A 12,250-nucleotide genomic window follows, 5' to 3' on the forward strand; every position below is an offset into this window, starting at 1 on the left:
GGGGGGGGGGGGTCTTTTGGCGTCAATCCCCACGTCCCTCCAGCCCCACCGTTGTCTGGGCGGGTTTGCCCCTCCGACCCCCCCCACGGCGCCGGCGGGGGGGGGGGGGGCCCGGGGAGGGGGGTGGGTGGGGTCAGGACGGGGTGAGTGGTTGTAGCCGGTAGGCGTACGTGTAGGTTCGCCCGGAGCGCAGCAGGTATGCCTCCAGTGGAGGCGCGCCCCAGGAGTCGTTGCCGCCGACTCCCATCTGCCGGTGGTTGACCCCGAGCACCGTCTCCTCGCGTCGCTTCACCTCGTGCGGGTGTCTTGGCCCGTCCAGATCCGCCGGCGAGTGGTGCAGCGCGCTGGTCTCAAGGAGAGGCTCGCCCTCGGCCGGGTCGGCGAGCACGGTCAGGCCGCCGCCCGAGCGGTCGGCGAGCGAGAAGCGCCGCACATCCGTCATGTTGCCGGTCTGCTGCGGCCGGACGTACGGCGCGACCTGGTCGTCCACCGTGGAACGGTAACGGCCCACGAAAGCCGCCGACTTGCGGTCCTGGTAGTTCTCGTGCGGCCCGCGCCCGTACCAGTCGATCCGCTCGAACCCGGCGGGCACGGTCAGCAGGGCACCCACCACGGGCAGGTCGGGCAGCCCCGCCGCCGCCTTCAGCGTGTGCCTGACCCGCACCTCGCCGTCCCCGCGCACCGTGAACACCGTGTGCCAGGAGGACGGTTGCGGCTCGGTCGGCAGCGTGGAGCTCACCTCGATGGTGACCTCGCCGGGCGCCGGCCGCGCGGCCTTGACCTCCGTGATCTTCGCCTTGGCACCCGCCTCGCGCCAGGTGGCCGCCGTCTCCTGGAACTTGCGGCCGATGTCGTTGTCGGTGGGGGCACGCCAGAAGTTGGGTACGGGGCCGCCCGCGAGCAGAGGCTTCCCCTTGACCTTGTACGAGGAGAGGGTGCCGGTCTCCTTGGACAGGACGACCTCGATATCGCGCCCCGTGACCCTCACCTCGGTGCCGCTCTGGGTGAGTTCGAGGGCGGGCAGTGTGCCGGGCTCGGGGTCGGCGGGGGCGGGGGCGTGCCAGTCCAGGGGGAGCTGTTCGGCGGCGACGGTGTGTCCCGCCGGAGCCCAGCGGGTCTTGTGGCGCAGGACGAAGGTGACGTCGAGCCAGTACTCGGCGCCGGGTCCGAGGCTGCCGGGCTTCTTGTACGGGATGCGTACGGCCCGGGAGGTGCCCGGCGCCACATCGGGCGCGCGCAGGGTGCCGTGCTGGACCTCCTCACCGTCGCGCGTCACGCTCCAGCGCAGCTCGTACGCGTCCAGACCGCTGAAGAGGTGCTTGTTGCGGACCTTGACGGTCCCCTCCCCGAGGTCGTCGGCCGTGACGGCAACGGGCTGGTAGACCTTCTTGATCTCCATGAGGCCGGGGTGGGGTGCGCGGGTCGACGCCACAAGACCGTTGCAGCTGAAGTTGCTGTCCGTGGGATAGCCGGGGTGCCAGTCACCGCCGTACGAGAGATAGCTGTGCCTGCGGTCGCCGGGAATGGGGAGGCGGATGTTCTGGTCGACCCAGTCCCAGACGAAACCGCCGTGCAGGTTCGGGTACTTCTCGAAGATCTCCCAGTACTCGGGCAGATTGCCGTTGCTGTTGCCCATCGCGTGCGTGTACTCGCAGAGCATGTACGGCTTGGAGTTGCCGGACTTGCCGTACTTCTCGACGTCGGCGGGCTTCGTGTACATCTCGCTGTGCACGTCGGCGACGGAGTTCATGCCCTCGTAGTGCACGGGACGGGAGTCGTCGCGGGCCCGCACCCAGTGCGCCATCGACTTGAAGTTGTCGCCCTCGCCGGCCTCGTTGCCCAGTGACCAGGCCACCACACAGGCGTGGTTCTTGTCGCGCTCGACCATCGAGCGGATCCGGTCCACGCAGGCGTCGGTCCAGTCGGGCAGTGAGGCGGGGAGCCGGTCGCGCACCCCGTGCGTCTCCAGGTTGGTCTCGTCGATGGCGTACAGGCCGTACTCGTCGCACAGCTCCAGCCAGCGCGGGTGGTTGGGGTAGTGCGAGGTCCGGACGGCGTTGATGTTGTGCCGCTTCATCAGCAGGACATCCTCGACCATGACCGACTCCGGTACGGCCTGTCCGTGCTCCGGGGTCGACTCGTGCCGGTTGGTGCCGTGCAGCATGACGTGCTTGCCGTTGACCGTCCACTTTCCGGGGCCGAAGTCGACCTGGCGGAACCCGATGCGGGTGCGCTGGACGTCGGTCGTGCGGCCCTCGCCGTCGGTGAGGGTGACGACGAGCGTGTAGAGATTCGGGTCCTCGGCGGACCAGAGGGCGGGCGCTTCGACGTCGGCCTTCAGGGTGAGCGGCTCGTCGAATTCGGGCACGCCGGTCAGTTCCGTGCCCGGCACGGGGCGGCCCTTGGTGTCGTGGAGCCGGGCCGTGACGCGGTGCTCCGACTTGCGCGCCTTGCCGGTCCGGTCGCGTACGACGGTGGTGACGGACAGCGTCGCGTCGCGGAACGCCGAGTCCAGATCCGTCCGTACGAAGACGTCGTGCACATGCACGAGGGGGATCGCGTACAGATACACGTCCCGGAAGATCCCGGACAGGTCGATCATGTCCTGGTCCTCCAGCCAGCTGCCGTCGGACCAGCGGTAGACCTCCACCGAGAGGGAGTTGGCGCCGGGCCGCAGATAGGGGCTGATGTCGAACTCGGCCGGGGTGTAACTGTCCTCGCTGTAGCCGACCTTCTTGCCGTTGACCCAGACGAAGAAGGCCGACTTCACCCCTTGGAAGGAGATCAGGGTGCGCCGCCCTGACCAGTCGTCCGGGACGGTGAAGGTGCGGCGGTAGGAGCCGACGGGGTTGAAGTCCTTGGGCACGTCGGGGAAGTCGGGCTTCTCGTAGCCCTCCCACGGATATCTGATGTTGAGGTAGATCGGCTCCGGATAGCCCTCGATCTCCCAGTTGGAGGGCACGGGGATGTGGTCCCAGCCGCTGACGTCGTAGGCGTCGGCCTCGAAGCCGGTGGGCCGCTGCTCGGGGTTCTTCGACCAGTGGAAGCGCCACTTGCCGTTCAGGGAGCGGTAGTACGGCGACTTGGCGAGGTCGCCGCGCAGGGCGTCGGCCGTGGAGGCGTACGGGACGAGTCTGGGCCTGGCGGGTTCTCTGTTGACCTGGAAGACGCGCGGATCGGCGCTCCACTCGGGCACCCGAGCCGCCTTCGTCTCCGCCTCCGCTGCGAAGGCCTGTTTCTGCGCTGCGAAGGCGGCCCAGCCCACGAGGGCGGTGCCGGTGGCGAGGAACGATCGACGGCTCGGCAGATGTGCGCCCATGCTGCAACTCCGAACGTAAGGCAAAACGCAAGGCAACAAGAACCGCCAGCATCGGACGTGATCGCTCAACATTCAAGACCCGTGTAGCTGGCGGAATCCGACGTTCGACGGGCCGCACGGGACCGGCGCGATCAAGCCGCCGAACTGCTGGCTTCGGCTGGGCCGAACTGCTCGCTCCGGTTAGTCGCCGCAGAGCTCCCGTTCGGCCCGCACCGGATCGTTCGGGAAGCGGAACGACGTCCGTTCCCACACCCCGGTGACATTGCGCAGGAACCGCCCCGGCGTCATCGGATCCCGCGTAGCCGCCCGCAGCTCGGCCAGCGGCCCGCAGCCGAGTGCCCGCCGGGCGGCCGCGACGTCCGCAGGGTCGAGGCCCTCGGGGAGGGGGCCGCGTCCACGGTCGGCGAAGATCCACGTGTCGGGCAGCCGCTTGTCGTGGCCCACGCGGCCGTCGATGCGCTCGGAGTGGGCGGCCAGCGGATAGGCGAGGCCGATCGGATCGAGGGCGGCCCCGTTCAGGGGGACCACGGTTCCGCTGAAGCCGAGGGTGCTGTAGACGCCGGTGACGGTGGGGGAGTTGGCGGCGGCCGGGGTTCTGGCGAGGAACAGGCTCGGGGTTCCCGCGCGATCGGCGTCGCGTACGAGACGTGCGTACTCGACGTTGCTCGGATAGCCCGCGAAGCCGTGGTGGAGGGGGTGAGCGGCGGCGTTCTGCTGGACGTACACACCGCGTTCGTCCGCCACCCCGCCGGGCCCGATCCGCCCCTCGTACGGGATCCGCAGCAAGCTCGCGCAGGCCACGGCCCAGATCCCGATGCCCACCGCCGCGATGGCCCACGCGCGCGTGAGCGGCACCAGGAAGACCGGCAGGAGCATGAGCAGCAGACCCGGCAGGAACATCCGGCCGTGCATGAAGTCGCCGCCGACCTTGATGACGTAGCCCCAGCAGAGGAGCCCCGCGACGACGGGCGCGAGCGCGGGGACGAGCGGCGCGGCGTCACGCCTCTCCGCGGCCGACGGCAGCAGGGCCGCGAGCAGGAACAGCGCGGGCATCCAGAGCAGATAGGGCCCGCCGAAGTCCACGAGGTAGTCGAACCCGCGCCCCCACAGACTCTGCGACGCCTCCTTGGTCACGCCGGGCAGCGGCATCAGCTGTCCGTAGTACCCGATCCGGAAGATCTCGTACGAGACCGGCAGCGCGAGGGCCGCTCCGAGTCCGCCGAGAGCGGCCCGCCGCGAGGGCCGCACCATCAGCCACTGCGCCCCGAGGAAGACCGCGGACACCAGCGCCAGGTCGGGCCGTACGAGCGGGCCGAGTCCGATGACCACGCAGGTGGCGGGCGAGTGCGCCCGCGAGACGAGCAGCAGCCACGCGCCCGCGATCCAGCACGTGGCGAGGCCGGTCTCCAGACCGGAGGTGGCGAAGTCCCAGACGGGAGGCAGGGCGAGCAGGACGAGGCAGCCGAGAGGAAGGACAGCCTTGTCCGCGTACAGCCGCAGCGCCCCGAGTGAGGCGAACGCGAACCCGGCGGCGGTCAACAGCAGCCCCCCGTACATCGCCGCCCTCGCGACGTCGGTGCCCGGCAGCCCCGCAAGCACGAGCAGCCACTGCCAGAGGGTGCCGGTGGAGGACTCGGCGCGCTCGCCCGCGTTGAAGACGGGGCCGTTGCCCGCCAGGATCTGGCGGACCGTACGGACGTAGATGTGCCCGTCGTCGGACATCCAGCGCCGCTGGAACCCGGCGAACGCGATGACGCAGGCCGGGAGGAGACAGAGGACGCCGCGCCGGACGCTGCGTCCGACGTCGCGGCGGCTGTTGAGCAGCCCGAGGACGGCGTCGGGCTCACGGAGGGAGGGTTGCGTCGACGTCATGATCTTTTCATCGGCGCAGGTCAGGGGTTGCTTGAAGGATTTTTCTCGATCCGGCGCCTTGGCGGAACCGGGACGGGCTCGATATCCGGCCTGCACGGCGCCTGAGGACGCCCCAGACGAAGCGGGTAATCGCGGCGCTCACGGCGCCACGGCGCTACGGCCTCACGGCGCTACGGCCTCACGGCGCTACGGCCTCACGGCGCTACGGCCTCACGGCGCCACGCCCTCTGGCCATGGCGCGAGGCCCACGGCGCGAGGCCCGGGTCCCACGCCCACGGCGCGAGGCCCACGGCTATACGAGGCCCACGGCTATAGGCCTGCGGCCAGCCCCTCAGCGAATCTGCCGTCCGGAAATCGCCCGAGCGATCACAAGCCGCTGAATCTCACTCGTTCCCTCGAAGATCGTGTAGATCTTCGCGTCCCGGTACATCCGCTCCACCGGGTGCTCCCTGCTGTACCCCGCGCCCCCCAACACCTGCACGGCCTTCTCCGTGGCCGCCACCGCGAGCTCCCCGGCCCGCAGCTTGGACATGGAGCCCTGCCCCGCGTCGAACGACTTGTCGTTCCGCGCCATCCACGACGCCTGCCAGATCAGCAGCCGCACCGCCTCGATCTCGGTCCGCAGATCGGCGAGCGCGAAGGCGATGGACTGGTTCTCGATGATGGGGCGGCCGAAGGCGACCCGGGAGCCCGCGTAGTCGAGGGCGTACTCGTACGCGGCCCGCGCGATGCCGAGCGCCTGCGCCCCCACCGTCGGCCGGCTCACCTCGAAGGTCGCCATGGCGGCTTGCCCGCGGCCTCCGGCACCCGCCTTCGCGCCGCCTCCGGAACCGGCCTTGCTCCCCTCGCGGGCCCGGGCGAGGCGGGCGTCGAGCCGCTCCTTGCCGCCGAGCAGACAGTGCCCCGGCACGCGTACGTCGTCCAGGAAGACATCCGCGGTGTGCGAGGCCCGCAGCCCCAGCTTCTTTATCTTCTTGGCGCCTTCGAGGCCGCGGGTGGCGGGCGGCACGATGAACGCCGCCTGTCCCCGCGAGCCAAGGGCCGGATCGACGGACGCGACCACCACATGGACGTTCGCTATACCGCCGTTGGTGATCCACGCCTTCTGGCCGGACAGGGTCCACTCGTCGCGTGCCTCGTCGTACGTCGCGCGGGTCCGCATCGCCGACACGTCCGAGCCCGCGTCGGGCTCGGAGACGCAGAACGCCGCGACCTTGGGTTCGTCCTCGTCACCGAAGCACTGGGGCACCCACTCGGCGAGCTGGTCGGGCGTGCCCGCGGAGAAGATCCCGGCCACCGCGAGCGACGTGCCGAACAGGGCCATCCCGATGCCCGCGTCGCCCCAGAACAGCTCCTCGTTGGCGATCTGCAGCGAGAGCCCGGTGGGGTCGCCGAACAGATCGGCCAGGGACTCGAACCCGTACAGGCCGATCTTCGCGGCCTCCTGGATGACGGGCCAGGGCGTCTCCTCGCGCTCGTCCCACTCGGCGGCCGCAGGCCGCACCACATCGGCCGCGAAGCCGTGCACCCAGCCGCGCAGGTCCCGCTGTTCCTCGGTCAGTTCGAGCGAGAAGGCCATGGTGCGGCCCCTTCCGGAAGTCGGTGTGTCAGTCGGTGTGTCAGTCGGTGTCGGTCGGCGTGTCGGTCGGCGTGTCGGTCGGTGTGTCGGTCGGTCTGTCGGTCGGTGTGCCGGGTTCGGAACGTGTGGGCTCGGGTCAGGCCTTCGGGATGTCGAAGTAGCGGGTGAGGCCGGCGGCGAGCGCCACATCGCCCGCGACCTTGAGCTTGCGCATCATGAACATCGTCACGGGGTTGGCGTTGCCGGAGACCAGCTTGAGGAACTCGGCGTCGGCCAGGACGAGCGTGACGCGCGGCTCGGCGTTCGAGCGGCCTTCGCGGACGGTGCAGGTGCCCTCCGAGATGTCCGTCTCGTAGACCACATCGGCCGCCTCGTCGACTCCCGTGATCTTCCAGCGGATCAGGGCCTTGAGCGTGCCCGCGGCCTCCGGCCTGAACTGCCGGCCCATGCGCCCGAACACCTCCTGCAGGACGCGGGCGCGCAGCTCGGCGTCCCGGGCGATCTCGGTGATCTCCTTGCCGGACAGGCCCTTCACGATCTTCGCGAACTCCTCGGGGGTGACGCTCGCGAAGTCCAGACCGGCCACACCTTCCGCACCACCGACACCACCGACACCGTCCGTCATGGCAATCTCCTTACTCAACAGTAAACTTACTAAAGGGTAAGGTAGCCCCGAGTCTGGGAGGCTGCAAGGGTGACGGTCAACGGGAGAACTGAGGGACGGCGGAAGCGCGTTCCGCGTCAGGAGCGCGAGCAGCAGATCATCGATGTGGCGGTGACGGTCTTCGCGAAGCGCGGCTACCACGCCGCGTCCGTGGACGAGATCGCCGAACTGGCCGGGATCTCCAAGCCGATGGTCTACCTCTACCTCGACTCGAAGGAGGGGCTCTTCCTCGCCTGCCTGCGCCGCGAGGCCGACCGTCTCGTGGCCGCCTTCCAGGGCGCCGCGCAGGCGGTGGGGGGCGCGCAGGCCGGTGGTGGCGCGCCGGAATTGCGCCTGCACGCGGGCCTCTCGGCGTTCTTCGCCTTCGTCGCCGAGCACCGCGACAGCTGGGTCGTCCTGCACCGCCAGGCGTCGGAGCTGAGCGAGGCGATCGCGTCCGCGGTCGCCGACGCGCGGCGCGCGGTGATGGCCGAGGTCGCGGGCCTGGTCCGGGACGGCATCACGGAGAGCGCCGGCGGTTCGCAACTCGACGACGAGGACGCCGACTTCGTCGCGTACGCGCTGGTCGGAGCGGCGGACTCGCTCACCGACTGGATGAGCGGCCACCCGGGCCAGTCGCCGGAGGGTGTCACGCTGCGGCTGATGAACATGGTGTGGGTGGGGATGGGGCGGGTGCTCGAGGGCGAGGTCTGGGTGCCCGGCGAATGACCCGCGCGGTGGGCTCCGCGCATGGTTGCGCGCGCCGCACTCCGCACTGGCCTCTCCGTCGACTTCCTCACCGACTTCCTCACCGATTTCCTCACCCGAGTGAGCACTCATGTTCCTCACCCGAGTGAGTACTCATGTCACCGACGTGATGACCGCCCTTTGTCATCGAAGTGACGACCGCCTGCTGATTTCTTCGCCGCCCGCCCCATTGAACTTTCCTTACGCATGGGTAAGTTGACCTCCCAGTAAGTACGCGTCACCGAACCACCGCACCACCTCTGCACGTCAGCTGGTAGCCGGGAGCCGGGAGCCGTCATGGGCGTACGCAAGGATCTGAAACGGGCACAACGCCACGGCGAGCTGTCGGAGCGCGCCACGGTGGAGCTCATCCGGGACGAGCACGGCACCGTGCGCGAGGCGCGTACCGCCCGGCTCGCGGCGAAGGCCACCGCGGGCAGCACCGCCGACATCCCCTTCACCAACGCCGCCGAGGCGCCCGACGCGGTCGTCATGCGCCGCAGACGGGGCGACCAGTGGCATCCGGTCACCGCGGCGGCCTTCGCGCACGAAGTCACGGCCACGGCGAAGGGTTTGATAGCCGCCGGGCTCGAACCGGGCGGCCGGGTCGCCTTGATGTCCCGCACGCGGTACGAGTGGGCCGTACTGGACTTCGCGATCTGGGCGGCGGGCGGGCAGACCGTGCCCGTGTACGCGACATCGGCGGCGGAACAGATCGAGTGGATCGTACGGGACTCCGGCGCGACGCTGCTGGTCACGGAGACGGCGGAGAACGTGGCGACGGCCGAATCCGCGATAGGGGGCCTTGCCGAGCCGCCGCGCGTCCTCTGCGTCGACGACGCCGCTCTGAGCGAACTCGAAGCCGGTGGGCGGGATCTGCCGGACGAGGAAGTGACCAAGCGGAGGTCCGCCCTCACCCCGGACTCCGTCGCCACCATCTGCTACACATCGGGCACGACCGGCAAGCCCAAGGGCTGCGTCCTGACCCATGGCAATCTGCACGCCGAGGCCGCGAACACGGTCGACCTGCTGCACCCCGTCTTCCAGGAGATCACGGGCCAGGTCGCCTCCACGCTCCTCTTCCTGCCGCTCGCCCATATCCTGGGCCGCACCATCCAGATCGCCTGCATGCTCGCCCGCATCGAACTCGCCCACTGCCCGAGCATCAAGCCGGACGACCTGCGGCCCGAACTGCGCTCGTTCAAACCGACGTTCGTGGTCGGCGTCCCGTACCTCTTCGAGAAGATCCACGACACGGGCCGCGCGACAGCGGAGAAGATCGGGCGCGGCGCGTCCTTCGACCGGGCCGAGGGGATCGCGGTGCGGTTCGGGGAGGCGTATCTGAACAAGTTCCTCGACAGGAGCGGCCCCGGCCCCTCGATCGGGCTCCGCCTCGGCTGGGCACTGTACGAGGTGCTCGTCTACCGCCGCATCCGCAAGGAGGTCGGCGGCAGGCTGCGGTACGCGATCAGCGGCGGCTCGCCTCTCGACCGCCGCCTCAACCTCTTCTTCTTCGCCGCCGGGATCGTCATCTACGAGGGCTACGGCCTGACGGAGACCACCGCCGCCGCGACCATCACGCCACCGCTGAAACCTCGCCCGGGCACGGTGGGCCTTCCGGTGCCGGGCACGGCGGTGCGCATCGCGGACGACGGCGAGGTGTTCATCAAGGGCGGCATCGTCTTCGGCTCGTACTGGAACAACCCGGCCGCGACGGACGCCGTACTGCGGGACGAGTGGTTCGCGACCGGGGACCTGGGCGCGCTCGACGACGACGGCTATCTCACGATCACCGGGCGCAAGAAGGACATCATCGTCACGTCCGGGGGCAAGAACGTCTCCCCGGCGATCCTGGAGGACCGGCTGCGCAGCCGGACGCCGGTCGGACAGTGCATCGTCGTCGGCGACAACCGTTCGTACGTCGGGGCGCTCATCACGTTGGACCCGGAGGCCGTCGCACACTGGCTCGCCGTACGCAAGCGCCCGAAGAACACCCCGCTCGTCGAACTGTGCCGGGATCCCAAGATGATCGCGGAGGTCCAGAAGGCGGTGGACTACGCCAACACGGCGGTGTCACGGGCCGAGTCCATCCGCAAATTCTCCCTGATCGAGGGCGAGTTCACCGAGGACAACGGACTGCTCACTCCGTCGCTGAAGATCAAGCGGCATGCGGTGGCGGCGGCGTACGAGGCCGAGATCGAGGCGCTCTACGGTGAGTGAGGCGACGGGGGCATCCAGGCCCTCTCAAGAGACGTACGACTCCGAGCCCGAGCCTGACTCGGAGCCCGAGCCCGAGCCCGAGCCCGAGCCCGAGCCCGAGCCCGAGCCCGAGCCCGGCTGCGAGGCTGACTTCGACTTCGACGTGCTGGTGGTGGGCTCCGGCTTCGGGGGCTCGGTCGCTGCCCTGCGCCTGACCGAGAAGGGCTACCGCGTCGGCGTCCTGGAGGCGGGGCGACGCTTCACCCGGGAGTCACTGCCCAGCGACTCCCGGGACCTGAAGAACTACCTGTGGGCACCGGCCCTGGGTCTCTACGGCATCCAGCGCATCCATCTCCTTCGCAACGTCATGGTCCTCGCGGGCGCGGGGGTGGGCGGCGGTTCGCTGAACTACGCGAACACCCTTTACGTGCCGCCGCCCGCCTTCTTCCAGGACAAGCAGTGGGCGGGCATCACGGACTGGCAGGCGGAACTCGCCCCGCACTACGACCAGGCCCGGCGCATGCTCGGCGTACGCCAGAACCCGACCACGACCGAGGCCGACGAGCATGTGCGGGCGGCGGCGGACCGGATGGGTGTGGCGGACACCTTCCGGCTGACGCCCGTGGGGGTGTTCTTCGGCGACGGGGCGGACGCGGGCGGTGACGGCGCGCGCGGCGACGGCGTGGGTGATGGCGGCGTGGGTGATGGCGGTGCCGGTGGCGCCACCGGTTCCAGTCCTTCAACGCCCGGCGCTCACCCGGAAGTTCCGGATCACCCGGAAGTTCTGGATCGCCCGGAAATTCCCGATCCGCACTTCGGTGGGGCAGGCCCCGCGCGAGGGGCGTGCACCGAGTGCGGATCGTGCATGACGGGCTGCAAGGTGGGCGCCAAGAACACACTCACCGAGAACTACCTGTACCTGGCCGAGCGGGCGGGCGCGAAGATCCGCGCGATGACGACGGTGGTGTCCGTGCGTGAGATCGCCGGGGGCCACGAGGCGGTGACCGTCCCCACCGACAAACGCCGCAGAGGCCGCCGCACGGTCCTGCGTGCCCGCCAGGTAGTCCTGGCAGCCGGTACGTACGGCACTCAGACGCTCCTGCACCGCATGAAGGAGGAGGGAGTCCTTCCGCGCCTCTCCTCAAGGCTCGGCAGACTCACCCGGACCAACTCCGAGGCGCTGGTGGGCGCGGTGACGTTCCCGCGCCGCTACCGCAAGAAGCGCGGTGACGGCCGCCCCCTGGACTTCACCCGGGGTGTCGCCATCACGTCCTCCATCCACCCGAACCCCACCACCCACATCGAGAACGTCCGCTACGGCAAGGGCTCCAACCTGATGGCGCTGATCTGCGTCCCGCAGTACCGCCAAAACCTCCCCAAGCCGCTGGCCGCCGTGTGGGCGTGAACCCGTCCCTCACCATCACGGCCCAGGCCGAGCGCGCGATGGCGCACTGGCCCAACAAGGGCGAGACGGACGCGCGCCCGAAGCAGAACACGGGGTACGCGCGCGTGCGGCCCGTCCCACCGCAAAAGCCCGTGGTTCCGGCGGGGGCATACGGGGAACTGCGTCTACCGGAGTAGAGCCCCCGAGCGGGCAGACCGCTCGGGGAGCCTCATGGCGTAGAGGAAATGCGCCGGTCTCCTCCGTTCTGTGCCCGGTTGGGGGAGGACGGTGGGTGCAGGGCGTACCGCCCGCGCTGAGCTCCCCTCCACGGCCGGTACTGCCCGACCACGGGCGCCGGCATCGCGGGAACGCGCCGGCGCCTGTGGGGGCCCTGACACGACTCGAACCTGCGGTCGAACGCCCGGTCGGCAGGCCACGCCCGATGCGCGTACTTCACGACGCGGCCACTGTCATGTCACGAACGTGTCTTGAGAACGATCAAGAGGC

6 protein-coding genes and 1 pseudogene are annotated in these 12,250 nt (G+C 69.9%); 3 read left to right on the forward strand and 4 right to left on the reverse strand.

Annotation, left to right across the window (positions count from 1 at the left end):
* Positions 1–133 precede the first annotated feature (133 nt).
* The 4 genes from ACFVXC_RS20425 to ACFVXC_RS20440 all read right to left on the reverse strand — a co-directional run bounded on the left by ACFVXC_RS20425 (position 134) and on the right by ACFVXC_RS20440 (position 7,395).
* Positions 134–3,319, reverse strand: a complete 3,186-nt coding sequence (locus ACFVXC_RS20425; protein WP_389907001.1) for a glycoside hydrolase family 2 TIM barrel-domain containing protein — start codon at positions 3,317–3,319, stop codon at positions 134–136.
* Between the two features lie 180 nt (positions 3,320–3,499).
* Complete coding sequence (locus ACFVXC_RS20430; protein ID WP_389907002.1) at positions 3,500–5,191, reverse strand: hypothetical protein; 1,692 nt, start codon at positions 5,189–5,191, stop codon at positions 3,500–3,502.
* A 331-nt stretch (positions 5,192–5,522) separates the two neighbouring features.
* The gene (locus ACFVXC_RS20435; protein WP_389907004.1) at positions 5,523–6,770 is read right to left on the reverse strand and encodes an acyl-CoA dehydrogenase family protein; all 1,248 of its coding nucleotides are present in this window, start codon (positions 6,768–6,770) and stop codon (positions 5,523–5,525) included.
* 136 nt (positions 6,771–6,906) lie between these two features.
* Positions 6,907–7,395 (reverse strand): SCP2 sterol-binding domain-containing protein, encoded by a 489-nt coding sequence (locus tag ACFVXC_RS20440; RefSeq protein ID WP_389907006.1) that lies wholly within the window; start codon positions 7,393–7,395, stop codon positions 6,907–6,909.
* A gap of 69 nt (positions 7,396–7,464) precedes the next feature.
* Between ACFVXC_RS20440 and ACFVXC_RS20445 the strand changes: the two genes are divergently transcribed.
* From ACFVXC_RS20445 to ACFVXC_RS20455, 3 genes and pseudogenes are all read left to right on the forward strand, one after another.
* Entirely contained in the window at positions 7,465–8,142 is a 678-nt protein-coding gene (locus ACFVXC_RS20445) for a TetR/AcrR family transcriptional regulator (protein WP_389907008.1), read from the forward strand.
* Between the two features lie 315 nt (positions 8,143–8,457).
* Positions 8,458–10,380: an AMP-dependent synthetase/ligase gene (locus ACFVXC_RS20450; protein WP_389907010.1), complete on the forward strand. Its 1,923-nt coding sequence runs from the start codon at positions 8,458–8,460 to the stop codon at positions 10,378–10,380.
* Positions 10,328–11,940 (forward strand): annotated as a pseudogene (locus tag ACFVXC_RS20455) (GMC family oxidoreductase N-terminal domain-containing protein). The gene ACFVXC_RS20450 and the pseudogene ACFVXC_RS20455 overlap by 53 nt, the downstream one beginning before the upstream one ends.
* Positions 11,941–12,250 lie beyond the last annotated feature (310 nt).

The organism is Streptomyces sp. NPDC058257, from assembly GCF_042881845.1.
GTDB lineage: Bacteria > Actinomycetota > Actinomycetes > Streptomycetales > Streptomycetaceae > Streptomyces.

Excerpts from the sequence above, each read along its gene's own strand:
- ACFVXC_RS20440 (WP_389907006.1), bottom strand. The coding sequence starts at position 7,395 with ATGACGGACGGTGTCGGTGGTGTCGGTGGTGCGGAAGGTGTGGCCGGT.
- ACFVXC_RS20425 (WP_389907001.1), bottom strand. The coding sequence starts at position 3,319 with ATGGGCGCACATCTGCCGAGCCGTCGATCGTTCCTCGCCACCGGCACC.
- ACFVXC_RS20430 (WP_389907002.1), bottom strand. The coding sequence starts at position 5,191 with ATGACGTCGACGCAACCCTCCCTCCGTGAGCCCGACGCCGTCCTCGGG.
- ACFVXC_RS20435 (WP_389907004.1), bottom strand. The coding sequence starts at position 6,770 with ATGGCCTTCTCGCTCGAACTGACCGAGGAACAGCGGGACCTGCGCGGC.
- ACFVXC_RS20450 (WP_389907010.1), top strand. The coding sequence starts at position 8,458 with ATGGGCGTACGCAAGGATCTGAAACGGGCACAACGCCACGGCGAGCTG.